Consider the following 23,301-nt stretch of genomic DNA (forward strand, 5'->3'; position numbering starts at 1 on the left):
ATTTTCTTAGAGGATGAGGGGCGATCGCAGTTAATCAATCATTAACTAAAAAATGGTTATCTGTTTTAGAGAAAATCAACTTGCAACCAAATTCAACTACATAAACTTTTGTTAGTTCAAATTTTTCTGCTCTTTCATCAAAAAGGCAAGTAACTGTCTTAACTTCTTGAGTACCAGAATTACAATATTTAAATGTTGCAGTAATAGTTCTCATTTTGGTTGGTTTATCTTCGCCCTCAAGCATAGTTTCTCCTAAAAATTTATATTAAATCTGAACTAAGTGTCTTTCTTAGAGGAAAGAAGCGGGCGTAGTTTACCGCCGTAGGCATCGCTACAGCTACTTCCTTAGTCTCCGCACTTCTTTTTGCTGACATATCTTGTTCCATCATATAAGCATGGGCTTTCTTCTTTATATTGATATGGATATTTATATGTGGTGCAAATTTGACCAGATACATTTACATACATTGAACCAGAATATATTTCCTGTCCTGGACAAATAGAGATATGTTCTGCGGGAGTTATGCTTTGAAGATGATAATTATTTGCATAACCTATTTCATGATTGCACTCTGTTGGAATTTTTGATTTTTTCATATAAGGACAACCACAAATAGAGCATACATGATCGGGTTCGTCCAAAAAAACACTATCTCTTTCAAGATTACAAATAAAACAAATCATTTTCTTACTTTATTAGAGGATACTATTAATAGTGCAGACAGCGATGTCTACGACAAGGCTATCGCCAACGCTGCTAATTTAATTATGCCCAGATTGATTTACTTCATCTTCATAAATAATAAATTTTCTTCTTCTCATTTCATCAAAACATTCTTCATGAAGCAAGCAGAGTGTATCATCTGGTAAGATTCTTAATAGAGTTTTAATTAGCAATTCTAATATCATAATATTACTCAATTTCTCCATATAAAAGTTTATAGCCAAGCTTCAAGCGTTCGATAAACTCAGGTGTATTCTGATTTCCCCAAACTGGACGGGTCTTGTCCTTGTTCCAATTCTTAGAGGAATGACAAACTTGATTATGGCAATTCAAGCACACAGGAAACACAGTTAAACCAATCTCATCATTCCCATATTTAGCATGATGTAACTGTTCTGAGGGACGAACGAGACAGACACAGCACAGACCTTTGACTGATTGATGAGCGATCGCACACTGCTTTTTGTAAACTTTGATATTGCCGTAGCGCTTGCGCCAATTCAGTTGATTACTCTTCTTCATGCTTGGGAACAGATGCAATTGCGCCTGTTATTAGCATTACTCCTCCTACTGCACCTGTAACTGTTGGTGATGCTATTTGAGATCCAAAGTAGCCAAAGGCTAGGCATCCAATTAAAAATGATGCTACTGCGGCAATTTGCTTATTCATGGTCTAAATCCTTAAAGCCTAAATGTTCCATCAAAAGAGCTACGCCGTTGTCGTTTAGCTCTTTACCTACTAACTCCAGCCATACTGCTTTTAGTTCTGCTGTTGTTGGTTGTCTACCAAGTTTGTCTACCCATAACTTAATTTCTTCGTACCAATCACCTGTGTATTGTTCACTACTGGGTTCTGGTGGTTTGTTATACTTCTGCTCTGTTCCCTCAATATTAAATGTAGGAATGAGGGCAATATAAGGGTTTGAGCGAGTGGGAATTACTAGGGCATAGCGCATACCCTCCTTATCAAGTAATTCACAGATTTGCTTGAACAGTTCAACTATTTCTGGTTTGACGTTGAGAAAGTCAGCAGGTTTACCAAGAATGTAGCTTGATAATTGCCCTAAAGTGATAAAACACAAGTTCTTTAGGTTAGGCCTACTGAATCCAGTAGCCTCCGACAATGGTGATTGACCAATAAATACACCATGACATTTTAGCCCACCTGTGAATTTAGCAATGAAATTCCACAATGATTGAAGCTCTAGTGCGGTTTCTTTAGGTATTAAGCCAGGGAATCCTTTACCACCGCCGTAGCAAGTATCTACCTCATCCTGCACAAAGAAAATTTCAGCTATACCATTGGTACTAGCTAATTCTCCTATCTCTTGCTTGCGTCGCTCTACTACCTTTACCGCAAATTTAACCCATTCGTTGAGCTTTTCCATCCCATCGAAACGACGGGAGAATTTACAAAGCCATCGGGTAATTGCATCTTTGGGGTCGCTGCCCAGTACAATCGCAGGCTTTTGGGATTTAGCTGCAATCTTATTAATAATTACCCCTGCCAAAGTAGATTTACCCGATTGCGTACCACCCACTAACATAAAGTGGTGGTTAGCGCGATCGCTCATATTATGCAATGATGCCGAATCACACAATTCATCAATCCACTCAGGGTCAAGCCTGATGTACTGAGGATACTGCATCGCCATATCCTCAAGGATTTGCATTACCCCAGGATTGATAATTGCCTGTACTGCATCCTCGTTCACATCAGCAATATCAGGCGTGGGAACGTAACCTGTTAATTGCCTCGCTGGCGCTTCAATTACGGCCTGCTGGATTTGGGGAAGTTTCACCAATCCATGTAGCCCGTAAGCCTGCATCCACCGTTCGCGCTCTGACTCCGGCAGACTATTAACGTAAGCAGCTAACTGTCGCTTGGAGTCAATCTGCTGCTTACTTTGTTCATAAGCAAATTCACCTTTGAGGTGTTCCTTTACAATTGTGTGGTTAGCCGTTGTGATAGCTTGATAATCTTTTTCTTTCTGTTTACGAGTATAAGCAGCAGCCGTAAAACAACCACTGGCAAATAATCCCCATATTTGCTGAATCAGTTTACTAGGGTTAGGCTGATTGGGGAAGATAACGGGTGTGAATGTGCCTGCGATCGCAGTGGCCGCAAACATCCCCATTAGCAACCGTTCTTTTATTAGCAGTGGAGCATATAATTCTTTACCTTTAGTAAAGATGTTACTGTGCTGCATATATCCCTACCATTACAGCAAAGAGCGCAAATGTACCAAAGACAAAGGTAGGTGCAAACCCCACAATTGATTGAGTTCTATCTAGTACGCCGTTACGTTTGTAATATAGTCCACACCAGTTAGTTACACCAATTACTAGGATGATTAATAGTCCAAGGGTGATAAGTGCGATCGCGCCCACTCGGCTTTCAGGGAATGCTTTAGATACAAATCCTAATATTTGGAATAGTGAGTACCCAAAGAAACAACATCCAGCATAGAAAAGATTCTTCATCATTGGAAAATCTCCGCACTCATTTTGTAAGCCTCTTGATACCCATCTAGGCTGGCTTGGGTTTCTGCTGCACCTAACATATAACGAGATACATTTCTGCCATGTTGAGCTTCAACAGTGCGTAATTGTTGGTCAACATTCATCACTTTTTGGGTAAATCCAACATTAACCTTGTGCAACTCTAACAATTTATCTAGTTGCTTACCTTGCTTATCAGCAATATCTTTAGCTAGTTCTACTTCTCCTTCCATATAAGCTAAATCCTTTTCTGAATTAATAACTTGTTGCGCTGAGATTTCTGAGGGCAATATCATCTTCTCTTTAATTCTTGATAAAGGACTGCCCATGTTTCCTATCTTGGTTGGATTGCTGCCTATTCCTGATAACTTTGACTTTCCATCATTGACAAGTCCTCCGAATAAATTCTCGATTGACATTATTGTTTGACCCTTCTTTATTTGCGTTGTACGACCAGAAAAAACAAATTATTGCAATTGTAAAACTCGTTCCAAGGAAGCAAATAGTTAATAGGTTTAGTCTGTTTGCTGCCTTAGCGTTAAGGATTTCTACTTCTTGTTTGCTGTGGCGATCGCTTGATGCTTGATAGTCAGAACTCGTTATTAGTTGCTGAATAATGTCGGAGTTTGGATTTCCCTTGAATTGAACCTCACCAGTCGGCTTCCTTGTAAACTCTATCGGTGCGGATGGGGGTGATGGTTTCTCTGCTTGGGCGAGTATTGCTGCTGTAAAATCCATAAAAAATCAGACCTAGTACAAAAAATCCCTGAATAAATACAGCTAAATTCATCCATTTACTTGGTCGAATTTGTTGTGAAAGTAGTGAAAGTTGATATCTAGATTTTCTCCTCCTAATAATTTTATATTTTAAGTCGATTGAGTGTGCTACTGATTGAGCTTTTTAAATCTTGCTGTGCTTGCTCTACGTTCTTTCCAAAGCTTCGCATTCTTGCAGATAAATGATTAGATGTAGATGAATTATTATCCTGAAAATGGTTGTAAACTCGGTTAAACATTGAGTCTATCTTATCTATATTTTCCTGTTTTTTATGGTCAGAGTAAGCGGTTAGCAATCCCTCAACTTTGTTTAAAATATCATCTATTGTTGAATTAACGCAATCAATTTGATCTGCTACATAGTTGATATCATCACTAGATAATTCCAGAGATAGTTCAATAGCTTTATTAGAGACAATTTCTCTAACTTCTTGTTGAGTAGGATGAACTATTGCTGATTCAAATTTTAACTCTGTTGATAAGCTGCCTTTAGAGAAATGATTAACAGTTTGAGTAAACTGCTCATCTGTAATAGAATCAGGATTAAAACTCTGAGCCTCAAAATAATTCTTAATCTGTAATGGGGTAGGCGTATAAGCCATTTGTCCGCCAGCTTTGAGTTTATATAAAGCGTTATAAACTCTTCTAATTCCAGAAGGTAATTTAGCCATTATTATTCTTTCTTGTGTCAATAAATTTCCAAACTACAGCGCGGTAAATAACCGCGAATATTACGTTATTAGAGTAAATGATCAGCTTGCTATATCTAGAATCAGCTTGCTTAAACCATCTGTAAATGGTTGAAATATCTGGTCTGATATCCTTAGCAATTAGTAATCTGATAAATTCCTCGCCAGTTATTAAACTAGGAACTAGATTTTTAGCATTATCAACTGCTGCCAAAATTGCTCTAAATTCTAGTGGTGTTAATGACAGCTTTGGGTAGCTTTTCCTTAATGTTGCATACTCATGTAAATTGTTTGCAGTAAGCTCTAACCCAGATTCTAAGAGGAATCTTTTCAGCGATCGCCACGTAGTATCACCAATCCTATCACCTATAAAAGCTTCGTAAACTTGTCTTAACTCTCTGTCTACTAGTCTTTGTAAAGTACATACCACTTTCTCACCTCTTGCATCAAATATTTGCAAATTTTCGCAGTAAAACTGCTAATTTTTGACACCAAACTGATTAATGTTTCACGCATTAATCTAGGTTTTCGCGGTAAAACTATTGATTATTAAGCTTGATAAATGCTGCCAATAATCAAGATTTTCCTTTTACTTGTGGTAATTACAAGTACTAGGTTTTGGTGCAAAAAACATCTAACTCAATTAAAAACCCCTCCATCTAGAGGGGCAATGACTAAAATCTATAAGCTCGAAATTAAAAAGCTATTGGTGGGGGCGGCTCAATCCCTGCCTCTTTAAGTACTTGTAGCAGCTGCACAACTCTCACTGCTAATTCTCTGGGTGTGGATTTATTGGTATTCCACTGAGAAACAACTCTAGGACACGTCCCCATTGCGATCGCAGCCTCAACTTGACTTGGGTAAGAAGCGATCGCCGACAGCACGTATTCCCTTTTTTCCTGCTCTGGACTCATAATATTAATTGCCTCCAAGACTATTTGGCGGAACTGCCTATGGGTGGGAAGCGATCGCGTCTTTGCCGGGGCGATCGCTTTAACTTTTTATATCACAACTATAAAGCTTTGGGGTAAACTTAGAGCATTACAGGATAAATTTAGAGGTAATTCCAAGGACAAATAGGCCAGATGGCTCATAGATTCAACGTTTCCACGTACTATGTGACACCAGAACATCTAGAAAAAATGAGGGAGTTTTCTGGATCTTCAGGACACTCACTCCAGGATTTAGTAAACCAATTCACCAGGGGGCATACCACTAATCACCGTCCATACTATGAGCATTTGGCTCGGTTAGATGTTACTAAACGTGGTATGGATGTAGATGAGTGGGTAGACATCGTTATTAATGAAGGTTTCAAGGCGTTACCTGCATATAAGGAACAACCGACATCTGATGAAATTGGCCAAAATCCATTAGGACATATTATTTTGCCAAGTGATGTAATTACCCAGGATGGTAATTATATGTACCTCACCAAACAAAATCTAATTTTGGTGAAAACAGCAAATTATTTTGATGGTTCAAGCATAGCTAAGTTCATTTCTCGAATCATCTTTGACCATCTCAACTCTAGATGGGAGAAAAACTATGCTCGTCAAATGCAAGCAGAAAAATCTAACGATTGGTTAAAAATAAGGAGTTAGAAATGACTACAACGGCTACTACCCCCAACGTTGAACTAGCAATCAACACAATTTTTGAGGTATTGGGCGAACCAACTGATGAATGGCAACGTCAGGCATTAGAGCAATATAAAAAGGGTGATGCGATCGCAGTTAAAAAAATTAACGCCAGTCATTTGCGGGATTATTATTGTAAATGTTTGGGGTTTTTGGTCAGTGCAACAAGCACCAACCCCAATCTACGCAAGCTTTTATCCGCCGCAACAAACGCTGCTGCTGACCACGCGCAGGTCAGAACTTTAGATAAAATCAGTGATGGCAATGCGATCGCTTTTGATTCCAGTGATCCAGTAGGCAATGCAATCCAAAACATTCTAAGATTCCTCACGCCCCAAACTGAATATCACCAACTCGCGCTAGCTTCCAGAAGTAATTACGATGCTCTCAAAGAACTTGAGAAGGAAAATCCAGAGGATAATTTAATCAAAGTTTTGTTGTATCTAACCAAGGCGAAACCAGACTCCCCCGCACTGTTTACCATCATCGCGGAGGCTGGGACAACGGCGGCGCTGCATGTTAGAAACCTGGAACATCAAAAAATCACGGATGCGATCGCAGCTGCTCTCAACTAAAATGTACACTTCAGAACAACGTCACCAACTAGAGCATGTATTTGTTGTTAAACTTGCAGCCTATGAGAATTGGGAAGTTGACCTCTCTACAATTTACTCAGCAGCCGAAACAAATCCAAGGGTAAAGCGTTGGTTGGAGCTATCAAGAAAGTTACTTGATGTAGTAGAACAGGTAATTTCTTAGAGGAAAAGGGCGATCGCGTTTTAGGGTGCGATCGCCTTTTGATGTTCAATTAGTGCTTAAGCGTTGTACTTAAAGCTACTTGGGTGGACAAGCCAGCCTTTCAAATCGGATATGCGGCAGTGGGAAGATATTAACATCCAGTTCAGCCCCACAGTCTGCCGTTGCCATAACCCAAACCCCCGCCAATGCAATTGCACCAGTAACAATAAGCGCGACTATCCCAGTTGTTTTGTTGGGTTCTAGTTTATTAGGCTGTTGATTTGTTTTGGTAAGGAAAGTCATGTGTTTTTTTGTGCAGGACATCCTCATAGTGACAGTGGGATTTTCCCATGCAAGTAGAGACAGCGAGCTTTATAACTTAATAATCTGCTCTCCGTATAAACCCATATTTTTTTGAAATAAATCTTAAAATATAACTTGATTGTGATTGTTTTTGAATCGGAATATCAATGACTTTAGCTTCAATACTTAGTAAAGAAAACACATTTATTTTCACTTGTACAATATGAAATTATTGGCTAGGGAAAAGCGAGCAATTTCCCAAGCAAGTCCCACAAATGCTTTAAAATGAGTTTTTACATGGCTGGGAAGCTCCCAAGCTTCCCAAAATAGCTAACTATAGATATTAATTATGGTTTACATAAGTTTTATCTATAAATAAAGGTGATGTAGCTAAAAATCTGACAAATCAGAGGGATGTGAAAAAGCGACATTAATGAATTTTTTCTCAAGCCTTAGTTTTTTTAATTCCCTATTGTCATTAAAACTAGACTATTGATGATAAATCTATAGAAAAAGTAACGCAGTTTCGTTGGTTGGGCAATTACTGTGGCAAGTGAAAAGAAAGGACAATATAAATTATGCATAGGAGACAAACACTTACAGAATTCATGTCATTTTCTTAAAGCCCTATTAGAGCTTGCTTATGCTGACCTAAATGCACAGATGCACGACTCTGAGCCAGAAAAAGTTCAAGTAAAATGGATTTCTGATGACACTTTAGAAATTACCGGAACCAGTTTAGACAAAAAAAACAATACTAAAGAGGGTACGACATTAAAAGCTTTATTCAAGCTATTAGAAAAATCTAAACCGAATTTTCCTGAACAGCATATACGAAATTCTATTGAATTATTAAAGTTAATTCGTTGTGATGAAAAGGAACGAGATTGTTCCATAAATTCAACAGAAATGCATATTATGCAGGAGGAAGATTTACCTACTAAATCTCAAGGTATCAGGAAGTTCAAACTTAGATTGAAAGGTAAAAACGAGGGAATAACAGGTAATCTTAAATATATTAAAGAAAAGATAGAAAAAGAATATGCTAATTTTGAATATCATATTGAAGATAAAAATACAAGTCCCGAACGAAACAATCAAAATATAGAAAAACTCTTATGCTCTTTGGACTGTCAAACTCAGAAAAACACGTTTCAAAACAATATTTATAATCAAAATAATGGAAATAGAAGAGGGGTTTTTCTTATTCAGGCAGAGAAAATAATTCAGCCTTGGTTCCTATGGCGTTTAACAAAATTGATAGGAGATTTTGAGAATGCACAAATAATTCAAATTCAAGTTGACTGGAATGTAAGAATTGAATTTGATAATTTTTGGCAAAACATTGCTCAAAATATAGGGATAAAAGGTAATGTAGGCCGTAAAGTGATAATTGAACAATTGACTGATTATCATAAAACCAAGTCTGTAGTTATTGTTATTAAGCGTTTTGAGGATTTAGCTGGTAATCAAGTTGAGCAGTTATCTGCTTTCTGGTCTGAGTTGTTTAAAAGTATTAGTAATATCTCAAGGACAAATCTTGAGAAAAGAAAATTATGGTTCGTTTTATTTTTAGTAAGAAGTAATGAAAACAACCAAGATACAGAATATCCTATTGCACTGGAATTAAAACAAATTCAACAAAAAGAAGTAGAAAATTGGTTAAATGAAAATCAAGATGCTTTTCTAGAAAGCAATTATGATTTAGACATGGGATACAAAATGCTTAATTCTCTTGCAACAACTCCTCACGGTTTAATCGATGACATTTGTAGGGATGTATTTAAGTTAAATAATGGTATTGCAGATGTTGAACACTATTGGAAAAAATTTGCATGATGAGCAACAATCAAAAACCAGATTATAAATATACAGCAGAAGAAAAGTACCAAACTGAAGATGCTACTGAAGACCGTTCTTTGAAGCAAATTTATTTTCCCCATCCCTATCTACCCAGTGAAGATTTAAAAGAAGCGGTTAATTTAGCGATCGCACTGGAGCGACCGTTATTGTTAGAAGGGGAACCTGGTTGTGGTAAAACTCGTTTAGCTGGAGCGGTTGCTTATGAATTTACCAAAAAATATCTGCAAAACCAGGAAAATCAAAATGATAAACAAAAATGGTGGAATTATTATATCTGGAATATTAAATCTACAACCCGCGCTCGTGATGGACTTTATAGATATGACGCTGTTGCTAGATTACGGGATGCTCAATTGATGGGAACTGATCCAGACAAATTGCAAGATTTTTTAGGAAAAGATGAGACTGACGAATTAAAGAAGCGGTTGAAGGATAAGAAAAATTATAGAGAATTGGGAGCGCTAGGTAAGGCATTAGATGCAGAAGAAAAAGATGATTATGATTTTCGTCCCATTTTATTGATTGATGAAATCGATAAAGCAGATAGTGATTTTGCGAATGATTTACTACTTGAGTTAGAAGAATTACGTTTTGAAATTCCAGAAACTGGAGAGTCATTTGCTACTCCCAATCAGAAGCCGATTATTTTTATTACTAGCAACCGCGAGAAACCCTTACCGGAGCCTTTCTTGCGTCGTTGTATTTACTTTTATGTTGATTTTCCTGATGAGAAGCTACTCAGAAATATAATTGATAAGCGATTTGGTACGCTCAGAGGTAAAAATAAAACAATAAGAGAAAAAGCAATAACTCTTTTTTATGACATTCGCAAATTGCTTGAAAATAATCCTGGAAGTAAGCCACCAGGAACTAGCGAATTTATAGATTTTTTTAATGCTCTTTTACCAGGGAAGAATGCATTGGAAGACTTGGACAACTTATTTAATAGAACGCCATTACTGGGAATGCTGATTAAAACAAAGCCAGACCAGTATTTAATATCAAAAGCCTTAAAAAACAATAATCATAATAAGTAAAACAACCCCTCTTGTGAAGCTTCTTATTAATCGCTTTATGAATAATCATCAAAATATTTCAATTTTATTCGATGATTCTCCCCCTCACTTCTTAGAAACTGGAATTCCTCGAACCCTAGAACAGTATGAATCTTTATTATTAGATTTATTCCAAGAACTGCGGAAAGCTGGAATGGCTTTAACGCTGGAACAATATGAGTTATTACAATTTGCAGTTGAAAAAGGGTATGGTTTAGGCGGATGGGAAGATTTAAAACGGGTGTGTCGGTTACTGTGGGTTAAACCCTGCGCTAATTATGATATTAATATTTTTAATCGCGCTTTTGACCGTTATCTCCAGCAGCATCGTGCCAAAACACCTGTAGAAACTGAATCAAAACCTCCAGAAAAAACTTTTGATAAAGAAACTCCTTCTCTTGAAAAACCATTATCAAATCTTCCCCAAATTCCACCCAGGAATTTTGAAAAACCATTACCTCAGCAACCGGATAAAGTAGAAACTGCAACCGCGATAAAGGGTTCATCACCCTTCCAACAATTTAAATTTCAGCAGTCGAATCTTGTCCTTAATCCAAAGGATTTTCCAATCAATTTACAAGATGTTCAAAGAATTTGGCGCTTATTAAAAAAACCAGTGCGGATTGGTTGGGAGGATGAATTGGACATTGAAGCAACCGTTGAGCGGATTGAACGGGAAGGTATTTTAGCTAATGTGGAGATGCGTCCAAGAATGACTCGACGAGCAGAATTGTTGCTGTTAATTGATGATAATTCGGCAATGATACCATTTTTTCAGGCATTTGAGCCCTTTATTCAGGCAATTAAAGAAGCTCGAATCACTCCTGCTCGGATATATCGGTTTACCAGCTATCCCGACGAATATCTTTATAATTGGGAATGTCCAACTCTTGCTCATCCTCTGATTAACATCTTGCCAAAACTGCATCGCAACCGCACTATTACTATAATTTTAAGCGATGCGGGAGCCGCAACAATCACTGACAACCAAAACCGAATTGAAGGAATATTAAAGTTTTTAATTGCATTATCTCCCTGCGTTCGCCAATTAATTTGGCTGAATCCTTTACCTCCTCAACGATGGGAGTATACCTCAGCTTGGGGAATTCATGGGATACTTAATGGCAAGATGTTAACCTATGAGCTTGCCAGCTTACAAACAGCAGCCAAAGAAAATCCACAGGGGGATATGAAAATATGGCAAATCAATCCCCACCAGGAATAAATTCCCAGGAAAGGGACAAAATGGATGATTTAACAACTCGCCGCATTCGGGTTGTTGAAAAACGCTATGGAAAAAAGGCGCTGGAATTAGCCTACTATGCTGCTTTCCCGTTGACCATCACTTCAGATTTGCTTTATTGTCTGCGGGAAAATTTTGTCCCGGATTGTCCTTGGTATGCAGTAGCCGATGTCTTGCTATCGGGGTTATGTCAAACCATAGGCTATGACTTGTATGAGATGGAAGAGAACACAAGAAATGGCTTAATAAAGAGGTTACGTGAAGATAAAAGGTTTGGGGAACAGCGACTCCAGGATTTGTCTAATTTTATGTCCCATTACATTTTAAATCGCTTCAAGCATGAGAATAATGACTATCGACGAGAGTGGATACCATTATCATATTTGATGGCAGATGGGGAAGGGGTTAAGGCTATCAAGGAACAATTGCGAAAGTTGCTAGAAGCCTTACCAGAAAATGATGAAGAACGTATCAAGTGGAAAGAATTAGAAGAAAAATATGAGGATTTGCTACAGGAGAAAGGCTTTGAGCCGTTGTTATTAAAACCGTCACAGGATGAGCTTGACAAAGAATCCATCCTAGATGATGAGGAAAAGCGAATTGCAGAAGCGATAGGAGTTGAGCTAAAACCTTTTGAGTATGATGTCGCAGTTCTTAGCCCAACTTTTAAGTTTAAAACGATAACGGTTAATGCTCGCGGAAAAATAATTAAGACAGAGGAAAACCAAGCAATTTATTATGTAGAGTTTTTAGGGAAAACACCGGGGGAACCTACAGAACTAGGAATCGAGATGGTGGCGATTCCCGGAGGAACCTTTAAAATGGGTTCGCCAAAAAATGAACCCCAACGCTATGACAGTGAGAGTCCCCAGCATACCGTAACAGTACAGCCATTTTTCATGGGTAAATACCCAGTTACTCAAGCACAGTGGAAAGCAGTAGCAGCACTACCACAGGTCAATAGAGAGCTAACCCCTGAACCATCGAATTTCAGAGGTAATAAGCGACCTGTAGAGCAAGTTTCCTGGTACGATGCGGTTGAATTCTGCGATCGCCTTTCTAAATTTACAGGCAGACCTTATACTTTACCAACCGAAGCGGAATGGGAATATGCCTGTAGAGCCGGAACTACGACTCCATTCCATTTTGGCAAAACAATTACATCAGAGTTAGCCAACTACAATGCTAACTATACTTATGGTGCTGGTGTGAAAGGAACGTATCGGGAAGAGACTACGCCTGTGGGCAGTTTTGGAGTAGCTAACGCTTTTGGATTATACGATATGCACGGAAACGTAGACGAATGGTGTCTCGATGATTGGCACGATAACTATGAAGGTGCGCCCACAGATGGCAGTGCTTGGTTGGATGATAATAATAACCTTTATCAAAAAACAAGATATGCCGTACTGCGGGGCGGTTCCTGGTTCGACAATCCTGAGAACTGCCGTTCCGCGTCTCGCTACGCCAACTTTGGGGCGGAGCGCGACGACCACAACATCAATATTGGTTTTCGTGTTGTCTGCGCGGTTGGGAGGATTCTTCAGTAGCCCTTTATACTTTAGTCCTTTAGCCCTTTACACTTATTCTTTTTTACTCTTTTGTCGCCTTATGGCGACTCGAATTTTTTTTGCAAAATATGAAGATTAATGGCACAAACTATCATTGAACGTTATCGGCGGACAGGGCTACATTTTGTTGAGGACTTGGGTAATAGAATTAGGCTAAAAATGGTGCTGCTCAAGGGTGGCAACTTCATGATGGGTTCGCCAGAAGATGAATTAGAGCGTAGTGACTCAGAAAGCCCTCAGCATTTAGTAAACATTAACCAATTTTGCATAGGTAAGTATCCAGTCACTCAAGCACAGTGGAAAGCCGTAGCAGCACTACCACAGGTAAACATTGAGCTAGAAGCTGACCCATCGAATTTCAAAGGGGAGCAACGCCCTGTTGAGCAAGTTTCTTGGGAGGATGCGGTTGAGTTTTGCGATCGCTTATCCTCTCATACAAAAAGACAGTATCGCCTACCCAGCGAAGCAGAATGGGAATATGTCTGTAGAGCGGGAACTACTACCCCATTCCATTTTGGCGAGACAATCACAACTGATGTCGCCAATTATGACGGTACAGATGACGAAGAACATAAATGGTCAGGTTCTTATGGGCGAGGCCCTAAAGGAATTTATCGAGGAGAAACTACAGTTGTGGGCAGTTTTGAAGTCGCTAACGCCTTTGGGCTATACGATATGCACGGAAACGTATGGGAATGGTGTCTCGACGATTGGCACGATAACTATGAAGGTGCGCCCACAGATGGCAGTGCTTGGTTGGATGATAATAATAACCTTTATCAAAAACAAGGACGTGCCGTGCTGCGGGGCGGTTCCTGGATCGACAGTCCTAAGAACTGCCGTTCCGCGTCTCGCAACAACTACATTAGGGCGGAGCGCGACGGCCACTACAACATTATTGGTTTTCGTGTTGTCTGCGCGGTTGGGAGGATTCTTTAGTAGCCCTTTATACTTTAGTCTTTTTGCCCTTTACTCTTGTTTTTTTTATCCTTGTTGAGTGTAGCGAAGCGGAACGATCTAATTTTTTTTTGAAATCAAGGGGTGGGTAGAAAAAAATATATAATCGAGCGAAAAATAAATTAAGATTTATAAATGGAATGAAAGAATTATCGGTAATCCAAAAGACTTATGATTGTATTAAATGGTATGTGCCAATTATTGAGAGATTGCCGAAAATTCATAAGTTTTCTTTAGGAGATAGGATAATTAATCAGCTATACGATTTATTGGAGGGGTTGATTAAAGCCAAGTATGCCAAAAACAAACTTCCTCAACTAGAATCGCTTAATACAGAGCTAGATATTTTACGATATCAAACCCGAATGCTGCTTGACTTCAATAAGATGTCAGTTGAGCGATACGAATATGCTATAAAATTATTAGATGAAATTGGTATTGAACTAGGTGGATGGATTAAAAAACAAAGAGAGAGGGAAAAGTGAATTTATTTAAATAAAATATAATGAAGCGTTACAGCAACCTTTACCCTGAAATCATTAGTTTTGAAAATATACTTTTAGCATCTCGTCAAGCACAAAAGGGAAAGCGATTTCGGGACAATGTTTTAGACTTTAATTATCATCTAGAAACTGAATTAATTAGATTACAGAAGCACTTAACAGATAAAACTTACCAGCCAGGAGCTTACCGAACTTTTCACCTAACAAACCCTAAAAGCCGCCTAATTTCAGCCGCACCCTATCGGGATAGAGTTGTTCATCATGCACTATGCAATACGATAGTACCAATTTTTGAGAGAACTTTTATAGCTGATTCTTATGCTAACAGGCTTGGTTTTGGAACCCATCTAGCTCTAAAAAAATTTACTCATTTTGCTCGTAACAACCGCTATGTGCTTCAATGTGATATCAGAAAATATTTTCCTACCATTGACCATATAATTTTAAAAGAATTAATCCGCCGTAAAATCAAATGCCCTGATACATTGTGGTTAATTGATACTCTAATAGAGAACAGTAACGAACAAGAAATAGTAATTGATTATTTTCCTGGGGATGATTTACTTACTCCTGTGACTCGTAGGAAAGGTTTACCAATTGGAAATTTAACTAGCCAATTTTTTGCCAATATTTATTTAAATGGTTTTGACCATTTTGTGAAAGAACAGCTAAAAATATCGAAATATGTCCGTTATGTTGATGACTTTGCTTTATTTAGTGATGACCGAGAATTGTTAGCAGATGCCAGATTAGCTATAGAAGAATATTTAGCTCAATTAAGGCTCAAAATTCACCCAATTAAAAGCCAATTATTTGAAACTAAAATCGGTGCAACTTTTCTAGGGTTTAGAGTATTTTCAGACAGAATCCGGGTGCGAAATAGTAATTTGCATCAAGCAAGGCGAAGACTCAAGCGATTGCAAACAGACTATGCTGAAGGTAAAATTGACCTGGAAAAGGTGAATCAATCTATACAAAGTTGGTTTGCTCATTTAGAGCATGGAGATACTTGGCAATTGCGCCAACAGATATTTACTTCACTCGAATGGTCGAGGGAGTAGAGAAGGGGTAGGCGAACCCGACTGCGGGGCGGTTCCTGGATCAACAATCCTAAAAACTGCCGTTCCGCGTCTCGCAACAACAACAATAGGGCGGAGCGCGACAACCACAACAACAATATTGGTTTTCGTGTTGTCTGCGCGGTTGGGATGTCTCTTCACCGCGAGAGTCGGCAGGTGGGAATCTGTCGAGAGTGCAACCGAAGAGTCCAGCCTACACCTGTGATGTCGGTGAGTCAGCGCTGCGGGAGGGTTTCCCTCCGCAGGCGACTGCGAACCCAAAGGGTGATGATATCCAAAAATCAAACTGAGTTGGGTAGCTTGGTAGGTGTAAACCGAACAGTTGCTCAACTCTACAAATAAATTGCCAGCATCTGGCATTGCATATAAGAATAGAAGCGATGCCTACGGTGGTCATTGAGCCTGTCGAAGTGCGGTAAACTACGCGGCTACTCTTAACTAACAATTTTCTTAGAGGAAAAGCGATCGCGGTTTGGGGGTGCGATCGCCTTTGCTTTTGAGTCTAGAAAAAGTGATTCTTCCAGAACAGAACCAGAACCACAGGCTGGATCAGAGAGTGAGGGAAGCGATCAGTTTCTTAGAGGAAAAGGCGACCCAGTGTGATCGCTTCGTCCATTGAAATGTCTCACGTGTGACACATTTGATTTTCCTTTAGTTTCTGTCCTATTGCAGGGAAGAGGAAAGGCGACCAGAGCGATCGCCTTTGTATTTAAGTCCAGAAGGAGCGATGTCTACGACGGGCTACGCCTACGCAGTTCTTCAACTAGATCGCCTTCTTAATTTCTATGCAGATTCGGGTAAAGTCACCGTCTTAGGCATAGGTTTTGCTGATGGTGTAGGTGTCACTGATGGCAGAGGAGCTAAATAGCAGTTGTTAATCTGGATTTGCTTTTGCCTCTGGCTTTGAATCTGAGTTTGCCACTCTTTATAGACAACTCCGCCTCTAGCACCCAAAGACAGGATGCAGACGGAACCTATAACAATGGTTCTCTGAGTAAGCAAAATTCCCCTTTGCACTGGCTTAGAATTGCGCCGCAAAGAGCTAAAGAATTTTAGCGGATTCATAATTTTGGTTCTAGTTGGACTAGCGAGACTTGTAGAGAAAAGTCCAGTAGAAGGAAAAAGCCTGAAGCTTGCGATAGACTCCTAGAACTTCGTCCTAAATACTTTAGTTTTCTCTTATATACAACAAAACTGCCCTTATGGAAGGGGCAGTTTGCAAATACTTATGATAATTTAGCCCCGCCACGCATATTGTAACGTAAAACAGGACGAAATTCTAAAAGTCTATCGCTATATATATTATATAGCTAATCAGTAACGAAATTAAAAAATATTATTTTTGTAATGAGTTATCTCAGTAATTTTACTCCTTTTACTCAGTAATTTTACTCCTTCTTTATCTCTCAATCTCAAAACAGTCCCTTTTGGATCAGTGAAAACTTTAGCATCAAAGCATTATAAGATTTTGTAACAATCTATTAACAAAAGCACTTTTTACGAAAGCATAGGCATTTGGGCGATTTCGATACCTGGCACCGTCGCCACGACGATTCAAGTGAAACTCACGGTTATTGCAACGGGTGGTGATGTGGTAACAATATCCTGCTTTTAGATCACGAGGTTGGCGGGGCATCTGTCACTTATGATCGAGGGATTCAAGCAAGGATACCAAGAGCGTGAGCATTATTAACCCCCAATTTCTGAGGATGCGATCGCTCACCTAATTACCATCTTCAAGTGAGCCATTTGCAGATGCTGCCAGCCGTCGCTAATTGCCTTTACATATAAACAAAGGCGATCGCACCCCCAAAGAGCGATCACCTTTGCTCTTGAGTCTAGAAAAAGTGATTCTTCCAGAACAGAACTAGAACCATAGGCTGGATCAGAGAAGTGGGGGAAGCAATCAGCTTCTTAGAGGAAAAGGTGATCGCTTGTAGTAAGGGTTTCGATTAGGTGCGATCAAGAAACCGATCGCACCCAGCATATTTGATTATTTAGTGTTGCCGTGCGATGACCTACGGTCGGTCGTAGACCATCGCTCACTGTACTGCGCGGAGTGCGATCACCATCCTCTAAGAAAATGCCCCAAAATAAGTAGTTTTTGTCATAGCCATCCGCTATTTTTTGTCAAACTCTATTGACGTTTTGTAATATTACTTGATATTGCTCCATCTGATGCCAAATAATCACTGGTTGGTCTTCAGTTGTTTCCCACTTGTCATCATCTGGTGGCGCTCCAAATCGGACATGAAGGGTAGCAAGTCTTTTTGCAGATGAATTTGCTATTTGATGAGCATAATGACGATCAATAAAAACCCAATCACCCACAGTAAACTTTTCTGCTTTACCTGAGAATTTTTGACCTGATGGATATGCTTCAAATGGTATATTTTTACTTTTACATTCTTCAGGTGAAAGTAACCAGTGTGTCATTTCACCTTCGAGTACCAAAATAGCATCAAGTGAGTTTCCATGATGGTGCATCCATGATTCGTGACTGGGTTCCCAACCAATTACATATACAGATAAATATCTTGTTTGAAGAATTAATTTTCGTGAAAAGTGCTGATCGTTAAAGAAAATATACTTGCTTAAAAAATCATGAGATAGTGTAACTGTTTTTAATAGTTCACAAAACTTGTCGAGCGTTATTTGATTTGGCAAAACATAGTTCAGTTGAATACTAAGGTTTTGTAGAATCAAAGTGTTAATAACTATTTCGCAATCAACTTGCTCTTTTGCATCACATTGACACTGATCAATGATTTGATCGGCTTGGTCAAGCCAGTATCGAAGTTGGTTGTCATGGAGAGTAGCAAAGGATGAAATCTTCGTTACTGTCTTTTTATCGTTCTTAAACAGTGCCACACAGTAGCTTTTCACTGTGTCCAGTATATTGGGGGTTAAATCAGGACGGGAACGTTCTTGAAGTTGCTTGTCTGGTTCTAAGTCTTCCAAGCTACAGTTAAGAATCTTACACAGCCTACTTAAGTGGCGAATCCATTTTGATGCACTACCCTTCTCCCAATTGGCAATTGTATTCTCTGATACTCCAATCATCTGGGAAAGCTCCGCTTGAGTCAGTCCCATTTTTTCGCGTATCTTAGCTATTGGCTTTTCTCTGTTCATGTTCTTGGCTATTGCTCCTTCCCACTAATATATAGCTTTTCCAGAATAACCCACTGTTATCTGTATCACAAAGCACTAAGATTAATAATCCAAGAGCTTGATAAATTAATTGCCTATATCTACAAAAAATATGTTTCAATAGCCATAAAAAATTGTGGATACTACTCACATTGCTACTAAAATTGTGTAGTATTGCATTATAGAAAACCTGGCAAAGGAAGAAAGTTGGTACGGTAGCATTCCTTATGCTGTTGGTTAACTTGCTTGCATATTCCTAGTAAACAAATTCTATACACTTATGTTATCAACAGCACGTAGGGAACTAACCGAATCTCTGATTGTGAGTACTATGCTGGGAATGGTGACTGCAATCGCAGAATGGCTAATTAAGGATACACTGATTCGCTCCATAGTCGTTGGTTGTTTGCTATTAGGTGTCCTTGTCGTCTTACTTCTGCCACAAATCTATCAGCTTGTACGTTCTTACAACACTTTAGCGTCATATAAAAATTTTCATGAGCGGAGTCAAATAGAGCATCAGTTAATGCACCAGGTGCGAGATATGTGTCTTGAAATGTTAGTAAGCGTCCCACCTTACACCACGCCGATACCAAATCCAGGATGTATTCCAGCACCATATTCTCTCTTGCAACAAAATCGTGACAAAATAATAACTTTGCTAGAGAGAGTAGCTCAACTATTTCAACTCCTTGTTCCTCCAGGCACAAGGGTATGGGCATGTATTCGAGATCGTCGTGCAGATGATTGCTATTACACGTTTGCCCGTGCTGGAAAGTATAACCCTAACCGCTCGATTAGCTCACGTCCAATGCACAAAGACGATTCACGAACTATTCGATGTCTTAAAGATTCACTCGAATATAAGGGGGTTTGTGTTTTGATATCAGGTTCTAAAATGGGATCACAAATGTGGCAACGTCAACCAAATGATGAGTACGGAGAAGATCAATCTGTAATGCTTGGAGCAGTGCTGACAAAATCTTGGGATCATCAAAAAGGAAAATGGTCAAATCCAAAACTAGCCTGGATTATTGGGGTTTGTGCGGATACTGAAAATGCTTTTAGTGAAACACATATTCCACTAATGCAGTGCTGTATAGATATGTTCTCTATGTTAGCTAATGTGATGATTCGTAGCACCTACTAGGGGCTAACAAGTCCGTAATCTAATCCAAACTCAACATTTTCTTAGAGGAAAAAGGCGATGCAGGGTGCGATCGCCTTTGCTTTTGAGTGATTCTTCCAGAACAGAACCAGAACCACAGGCTGGATCAAAGAGTGAGGGAAGAGATCAGTTTCTTAGAGGAAAAGGCGACCCAGTGCGATCGCCTTGTCTATTGAAAAGCGTCACGCGTGGCGCTTTTGATTCCCTTTTAGTTTCTGTACCATTGCAGGGAAAAGGAAAGGCGACCAGTGCGATCGCCTTCATTTTGGACACGCGTGTCCGAAATAAGCTATTTAGCTGCTGTCTCAGATGGTTTGCTGCAAGCCTCCTTTTTAAGTTGAAAGTCCAAAAGGGACGAAGGGGAAGACTTGAAGTTCACTGATGCTCCGCAGTTAGATAACTCGACTACGGAAAGAACGCGCTGTGCTACTACTGCACCAACAACTCCACTAACAACAATGCCAGCTATTAAAACAAGAGGTGAAGTTACTTTGAGCGTTGCTTTTCCCAAAGTGCTTTTGACTCTTGTAGCGAGGTTAACCTTGGGCAGGTCAACCTTTGGCTTATCATTAGGGTTGGTGTTAGTTTGCTTAGAATTGGCTTTGTTAGCCATATTTTTTACTCCATGTAATGTATTTGACTTTGAAAGCTGGTTTGGTTGCCGCCAGACCAGCCTTTTAGTGTGGGGTTTCTGTGACTGCGAAAACTGTGCGTCTTCAGCAGTAGTGTCACCACCACACTTAGTAGCTCTGTTAACTGACAGATGTAGCTGTTATTCCCAGAGTTCAAAGATAAAGTTCCCAGTCAATAAAATGTCCGGTGCTTCCGACCTAAGTTGCCTATTTAAGTTGTTGCGGGGTTTTGACGAGTATCACCACCTCCTGTAATTACTTTGTCAACTTGACTTAACTGTTATTCCCAGCTATAGAGTTCCCACAAAAATTTTTGTTAGGGTTGAGGGCATAAAAAAGGCGATCACAGTCTCCCCCGGACTGGATCGCTTTTAGTTATCCGCTATTATTTATCCCTGTGTTTATGCTATTTGAGTGGACAGGCCAGCCTTTCCAACCGAATATCTGGTGAAGGCCAGATTCTAAAGTGGAGTTTGGCTCCGCAGTCAGATTGTGCAATCACCCAAACCGCAGCCAAAGCGACTAAACCAGACGTAATAACGGCAGTTATCGCGATCGCTTTGTTTCCTACTTGGTTGTTAGAATTTGGGTTTTTGTGTAAAGTGTTGGTCATCACTACTTACTCCTTTACCGAGTGGTGAATTAGGTTAACTGGTCAAGAAGTAGTTCCAGCTACTTCTTGACCTTATAAATCAAATCAGTTTGGGGATGAGTGAGATGAACGGCTTAGGACTAGCAGCCATTGCATTGTGCCATCTCTCCTAAAACTGATTTAAGCCATAGTATCACTACAGTTGAGTTAATTTGTAGGGATGTCTCTCAAAAAATGTATCACCATGAACTTTATTCCGTGATAATCAAAGCTATTAAGTACAAAGAAGTAGAAAATTACCAAACCTAAGCAGGATAATCGTTAGGAGTCTTGATTTCCGAATATGCAACTATCTCAGCTCAATGTCGGGGCGTTCGCAAGCGCAAAGGCCGAAAAATTTCCCCGCTACGCTAGGATACTGTTGATGCTGTAGAACAGAAAATTTTTAAAAGAAAAAGGCGATCGCAGTCATTACAACCAGATCGCCTACTAAATACTTATTTACTTTCTTAGGACTTACGCAAAAAACCTCTTTAACTCTTATTCCTCTGTGTTCTCTGCGTTCTCTGTGGTTTGATTTTGCGTAACCTGTGCGTAAGTCCTATTTCTTACAAAGTTCGACGGGACGGAAACCGACCCCGCCGACTTTGCGCTAAATACTGCATTACTGCATCAATTACTGCATTACTCTTCTACATCCTTAAGTGCTTCATCCAACAGAAGCCGCACAATCTCAACCTTTTTCCTGCTTGTCTTAGCTGCCAGCACAGATAACTTACGGTGCGTTGATTGAGGCAAATCAACAGTTAGTCTAACTGTCGGCTCTTTAGAAGGTTGTTGAAGTTCAGACATGAGATTAAACTTAGCTGGTTGCGGGGCGGATATAGGTGATACAGGTAATATAGGTTGCTGCTCTAGTATTGGCTGAGTCTCGCTTTGAGCGTCTGAGTCTACAGTCTCCTGGTTTGGTAAACTCTCTCGCAGCGCTGATTCACCATAGACAAACTCACGGGCAAGGGCATCATCGAGGGACTTTCGAGGTTTTTTAGTACTCATTTCAACATCCCCAGGATTTCTTTAAACAGTCGCTCATACTCCCGTGCTGACTCTGCTGCTTGACGACCAGGTAAATCCCAAATCGTTGCAGCTTGACCAAAAGTATCTGCAACTGCCTGTTTTTGGTGAATCACAGTTTTTAGTACAGTCGCTTCTTTGGATTTAGATAGAAGTGCGATCGCTTCACCCAGCAATTTTGTCCCCTTAACAGCACGACTGATAAATATAGCGGCTTGGGGCGCACCACCGCGAACAGACTGAGCTTGTCTGATTAACCTAACAGCGTCACTCGCTGACTGCAAATCTAAACCTGTTGGCTGGCAGGGAACTACAGCTAGATCGGCTCTAAATAATATTGCTCTACTAGCCTCAGATAAACCGGCTGGGCCATCTATTATTAAATGCTCACATTGTGCTGCTAACTCTGGGATTTGCTCTAAGAGTTCATCGGGTGATTGTAGTACAGTCGTGGGAATAGTGTTTTCCTCCATCGACTGAAGCCAAATTGAGCTGCTACGTTGAGCGTCAGCATCTAGCAAGTGGACTTTGCGACCCTTGCGAGATAGCCAACACGCTAGATGGACGGCAGACGTAGATTTTGAGCAGCCCCCTTTTTGATTGACAAGGGCAATTACTGTCATACTGCATTACTGCATTAATTACTGCATTCAGTATATACTGTATTACACAGGATGTTGCCCATTAACAATGATTGACGTTCATAACCTGCCATCATTGCCACTGGTTAACCTTTCCCAGTTGCCTAAGTGCAGTTGTATCTACTTTGTAATGTACAACTCATGCATCGTTTATATTGGTCAAACTATTAACTTAGCTGACAGGTGGACAGGACACCACAAGTTAAGCCAGTTAACAAAGTTAAATGATGCTGTAATTGCTTGGTTGGAATGTAGCGATCAAAATCTCCTTGTTGAAATTGAGTCAGCCATGATTCAGCAGTTTCAAGGGACTTCCAGAAAATAAAATATACAATTAATAAGAATAATAATCATTGTTAGGGGGGTAGGAGAGGATGCCAACGGCATCCTCTCCTACCCC

General features: G+C 39.7%; 32 protein-coding genes. 14 read left to right on the forward strand and 18 right to left on the reverse strand.

The window, feature by feature from the left end:
* Positions 1 to 34: 34 nt before the first annotated feature.
* The 11 genes from ACFFAP_RS14080 to ACFFAP_RS14130 form a co-directional block, all read right to left on the reverse strand.
* A complete protein-coding gene (locus ACFFAP_RS14080) occupies positions 35 to 244 on the reverse strand; it encodes a hypothetical protein (protein WP_375511784.1) in 210 nt (69 codons plus the stop codon).
* 101 nt (positions 245 to 345) lie between these two features.
* Positions 346 to 642, reverse strand: a complete 297-nt coding sequence (locus tag ACFFAP_RS14085) for a hypothetical protein (protein WP_375511785.1) — start codon at positions 640 to 642, stop codon at positions 346 to 348.
* 271 nt (positions 643 to 913) lie between these two features.
* The gene (locus ACFFAP_RS14090) at positions 914 to 1,246 is read right to left on the reverse strand and encodes a hypothetical protein (protein ID WP_375511786.1); all 333 of its coding nucleotides are present in this window, start codon (positions 1,244 to 1,246) and stop codon (positions 914 to 916) included.
* Positions 1,233 to 1,394, reverse strand: coding sequence for a hypothetical protein (locus tag ACFFAP_RS14095; protein WP_375511787.1), 162 nt, complete (start codon positions 1,392 to 1,394; stop codon positions 1,233 to 1,235). The genes ACFFAP_RS14090 and ACFFAP_RS14095 overlap by 14 nt, the downstream gene beginning before the upstream one ends.
* A complete protein-coding gene (locus ACFFAP_RS14100; RefSeq protein ID WP_375511788.1) occupies positions 1,387 to 2,934 on the reverse strand; it encodes a hypothetical protein in 1,548 nt (515 codons plus the stop codon). Before ACFFAP_RS14100 ends, ACFFAP_RS14095 begins: the two co-directional genes overlap by 8 nt.
* A complete protein-coding gene (locus ACFFAP_RS14105) occupies positions 2,921 to 3,211 on the reverse strand; it encodes a hypothetical protein (protein WP_375511789.1) in 291 nt (96 codons plus the stop codon). The genes ACFFAP_RS14100 and ACFFAP_RS14105 overlap by 14 nt, the downstream gene beginning before the upstream one ends.
* Positions 3,208 to 3,645, reverse strand: a complete 438-nt coding sequence (locus ACFFAP_RS14110; protein ID WP_375511790.1) for a hypothetical protein — start codon at positions 3,643 to 3,645, stop codon at positions 3,208 to 3,210. Before ACFFAP_RS14110 ends, ACFFAP_RS14105 begins: the two co-directional genes overlap by 4 nt.
* 230 nt (positions 3,646 to 3,875) lie before the next feature.
* Positions 3,876 to 4,016 carry a hypothetical protein gene (locus ACFFAP_RS14115; protein ID WP_375511791.1) on the reverse strand — a complete coding sequence of 47 codons (141 nt, stop codon included), beginning with the start codon at positions 4,014 to 4,016 and terminating at the stop codon, positions 3,876 to 3,878.
* Between the two features lie 70 nt (positions 4,017 to 4,086).
* Positions 4,087 to 4,674 carry a hypothetical protein gene (locus tag ACFFAP_RS14120; protein ID WP_375511792.1) on the reverse strand — a complete coding sequence of 196 codons (588 nt, stop codon included), beginning with the start codon at positions 4,672 to 4,674 and terminating at the stop codon, positions 4,087 to 4,089.
* Positions 4,667 to 5,122 carry a hypothetical protein gene (locus tag ACFFAP_RS14125; protein WP_375511793.1) on the reverse strand — a complete coding sequence of 152 codons (456 nt, stop codon included), beginning with the start codon at positions 5,120 to 5,122 and terminating at the stop codon, positions 4,667 to 4,669. The genes ACFFAP_RS14120 and ACFFAP_RS14125 overlap by 8 nt, the downstream gene beginning before the upstream one ends.
* A 265-nt stretch (positions 5,123 to 5,387) precedes the next feature.
* Complete coding sequence (locus ACFFAP_RS14130) at positions 5,388 to 5,606, reverse strand: hypothetical protein (protein WP_375511794.1); 219 nt, start codon at positions 5,604 to 5,606, stop codon at positions 5,388 to 5,390.
* 171 nt (positions 5,607 to 5,777) lie between these two features.
* Here ACFFAP_RS14130 and ACFFAP_RS14135 point away from each other — a divergent pair, with 171 nt between their 5' ends.
* From ACFFAP_RS14135 to ACFFAP_RS14145, 3 genes are read left to right on the forward strand one after another with little or no spacing between them, the layout of a single operon-like run.
* The gene (locus ACFFAP_RS14135; protein ID WP_157816391.1) at positions 5,778 to 6,296 is read left to right on the forward strand and encodes a hypothetical protein; all 519 of its coding nucleotides are present in this window, start codon (positions 5,778 to 5,780) and stop codon (positions 6,294 to 6,296) included.
* A 2-nt stretch (positions 6,297 to 6,298) separates the two neighbouring features.
* Positions 6,299 to 6,907 carry a hypothetical protein gene (locus ACFFAP_RS14140; RefSeq protein WP_375511795.1) on the forward strand — a complete coding sequence of 203 codons (609 nt, stop codon included), beginning with the start codon at positions 6,299 to 6,301 and terminating at the stop codon, positions 6,905 to 6,907.
* 1 nt (position 6,908) lies between these two features.
* Positions 6,909 to 7,091 carry a hypothetical protein gene (locus ACFFAP_RS14145; protein WP_375511796.1) on the forward strand — a complete coding sequence of 61 codons (183 nt, stop codon included), beginning with the start codon at positions 6,909 to 6,911 and terminating at the stop codon, positions 7,089 to 7,091.
* A gap of 75 nt (positions 7,092 to 7,166) precedes the next feature.
* On the opposite strand, the gene ACFFAP_RS14150 is transcribed toward ACFFAP_RS14145, so the two are convergent.
* Entirely contained in the window at positions 7,167 to 7,373 is a 207-nt protein-coding gene (locus tag ACFFAP_RS14150; protein WP_375511797.1) for a hypothetical protein, read from the reverse strand.
* A 546-nt stretch (positions 7,374 to 7,919) separates the two neighbouring features.
* Between ACFFAP_RS14150 and ACFFAP_RS14155 the strand changes: the two genes are divergently transcribed.
* The 9 genes from ACFFAP_RS14155 (at position 7,920) to ACFFAP_RS14195 (ending at position 16,512) form a co-directional block, all read left to right on the forward strand.
* On the forward strand, positions 7,920 to 9,212 hold the full coding sequence (locus ACFFAP_RS14155) for a hypothetical protein (protein ID WP_375511798.1): 1,293 nt from the start codon (positions 7,920 to 7,922) through the stop codon (positions 9,210 to 9,212).
* The gene (locus ACFFAP_RS14160) at positions 9,209 to 10,273 is read left to right on the forward strand and encodes an AAA family ATPase (protein ID WP_375511799.1); all 1,065 of its coding nucleotides are present in this window, start codon (positions 9,209 to 9,211) and stop codon (positions 10,271 to 10,273) included. Before ACFFAP_RS14155 ends, ACFFAP_RS14160 begins: the two co-directional genes overlap by 4 nt.
* A gap of 37 nt (positions 10,274 to 10,310) precedes the next feature.
* Positions 10,311 to 11,516 (forward strand): hypothetical protein, encoded by a 1,206-nt coding sequence (locus ACFFAP_RS14165; RefSeq protein ID WP_375511800.1) that lies wholly within the window; start codon positions 10,311 to 10,313, stop codon positions 11,514 to 11,516.
* Entirely contained in the window at positions 11,489 to 13,084 is a 1,596-nt protein-coding gene (locus ACFFAP_RS14170) for a formylglycine-generating enzyme family protein (RefSeq protein ID WP_375511801.1), read from the forward strand. The genes ACFFAP_RS14165 and ACFFAP_RS14170 overlap by 28 nt, the downstream gene beginning before the upstream one ends.
* Positions 13,085 to 13,183: 99 nt before the next feature.
* Positions 13,184 to 14,044, forward strand: a complete 861-nt coding sequence (locus ACFFAP_RS14175) for a formylglycine-generating enzyme family protein (protein ID WP_375511802.1) — start codon at positions 13,184 to 13,186, stop codon at positions 14,042 to 14,044.
* A gap of 158 nt (positions 14,045 to 14,202) precedes the next feature.
* The gene (gene avd, locus ACFFAP_RS14180) at positions 14,203 to 14,547 is read left to right on the forward strand and encodes a diversity-generating retroelement protein Avd (RefSeq protein WP_375511803.1); all 345 of its coding nucleotides are present in this window, start codon (positions 14,203 to 14,205) and stop codon (positions 14,545 to 14,547) included.
* 20 nt (positions 14,548 to 14,567) lie between these two features.
* Positions 14,568 to 15,626: a reverse transcriptase domain-containing protein gene (locus ACFFAP_RS14185; RefSeq protein ID WP_375511804.1), complete on the forward strand. Its 1,059-nt coding sequence runs from the start codon at positions 14,568 to 14,570 to the stop codon at positions 15,624 to 15,626.
* Positions 15,627 to 15,773: 147 nt separating this feature from the next.
* On the forward strand, positions 15,774 to 15,986 hold the full coding sequence (locus ACFFAP_RS14190; RefSeq protein WP_375511805.1) for a hypothetical protein: 213 nt from the start codon (positions 15,774 to 15,776) through the stop codon (positions 15,984 to 15,986).
* A 361-nt stretch (positions 15,987 to 16,347) separates the two neighbouring features.
* A complete protein-coding gene (locus tag ACFFAP_RS14195; protein ID WP_375511806.1) occupies positions 16,348 to 16,512 on the forward strand; it encodes a hypothetical protein in 165 nt (54 codons plus the stop codon).
* Between the two features lie 1,262 nt (positions 16,513 to 17,774).
* On the opposite strand, the gene ACFFAP_RS14200 is transcribed toward ACFFAP_RS14195, so the two are convergent.
* Positions 17,775 to 18,776 carry a helix-turn-helix domain-containing protein gene (locus ACFFAP_RS14200; protein WP_375511807.1) on the reverse strand — a complete coding sequence of 334 codons (1,002 nt, stop codon included), beginning with the start codon at positions 18,774 to 18,776 and terminating at the stop codon, positions 17,775 to 17,777.
* Between the two features lie 298 nt (positions 18,777 to 19,074).
* Between ACFFAP_RS14200 and ACFFAP_RS14205 the strand changes: the two genes are divergently transcribed.
* A complete protein-coding gene (locus ACFFAP_RS14205; protein WP_375511808.1) occupies positions 19,075 to 19,944 on the forward strand; it encodes a hypothetical protein in 870 nt (289 codons plus the stop codon).
* A 144-nt stretch (positions 19,945 to 20,088) separates the two neighbouring features.
* Here the strand turns inward: ACFFAP_RS14205 and ACFFAP_RS14210 are convergent, their stop codons facing one another.
* The 5 genes from ACFFAP_RS14210 to ACFFAP_RS14230 form a co-directional block, all read right to left on the reverse strand.
* On the reverse strand, positions 20,089 to 20,235 hold the full coding sequence (locus tag ACFFAP_RS14210) for a hypothetical protein (RefSeq protein ID WP_375511809.1): 147 nt from the start codon (positions 20,233 to 20,235) through the stop codon (positions 20,089 to 20,091).
* A 16-nt stretch (positions 20,236 to 20,251) separates the two neighbouring features.
* Positions 20,252 to 20,575, reverse strand: a complete 324-nt coding sequence (locus tag ACFFAP_RS14215) for a hypothetical protein (protein WP_375511810.1) — start codon at positions 20,573 to 20,575, stop codon at positions 20,252 to 20,254.
* A gap of 425 nt (positions 20,576 to 21,000) precedes the next feature.
* Positions 21,001 to 21,207, reverse strand: coding sequence for a hypothetical protein (locus ACFFAP_RS14220; protein ID WP_375511811.1), 207 nt, complete (start codon positions 21,205 to 21,207; stop codon positions 21,001 to 21,003).
* Positions 21,208 to 21,870: 663 nt separating this feature from the next.
* Entirely contained in the window at positions 21,871 to 22,242 is a 372-nt protein-coding gene (locus tag ACFFAP_RS14225; protein ID WP_375511812.1) for a CopG family transcriptional regulator, read from the reverse strand.
* Positions 22,239 to 22,883: an AAA family ATPase gene (locus ACFFAP_RS14230; RefSeq protein ID WP_375511813.1), complete on the reverse strand. Its 645-nt coding sequence runs from the start codon at positions 22,881 to 22,883 to the stop codon at positions 22,239 to 22,241. The genes ACFFAP_RS14225 and ACFFAP_RS14230 overlap by 4 nt, the downstream gene beginning before the upstream one ends.
* A gap of 67 nt (positions 22,884 to 22,950) precedes the next feature.
* Here ACFFAP_RS14230 and ACFFAP_RS14235 point away from each other — a divergent pair, with 67 nt between their 5' ends.
* Complete coding sequence (locus tag ACFFAP_RS14235) at positions 22,951 to 23,226, forward strand: GIY-YIG nuclease family protein (RefSeq protein WP_375511814.1); 276 nt, start codon at positions 22,951 to 22,953, stop codon at positions 23,224 to 23,226.
* The last annotated feature ends 75 nt before the right edge of the window (positions 23,227 to 23,301 follow it).

It is taken from the genome of uncultured Nostoc sp. (assembly GCF_964245575.1).
Taxonomy (GTDB): domain Bacteria; phylum Cyanobacteriota; class Cyanobacteriia; order Cyanobacteriales; family Nostocaceae; genus Nostoc.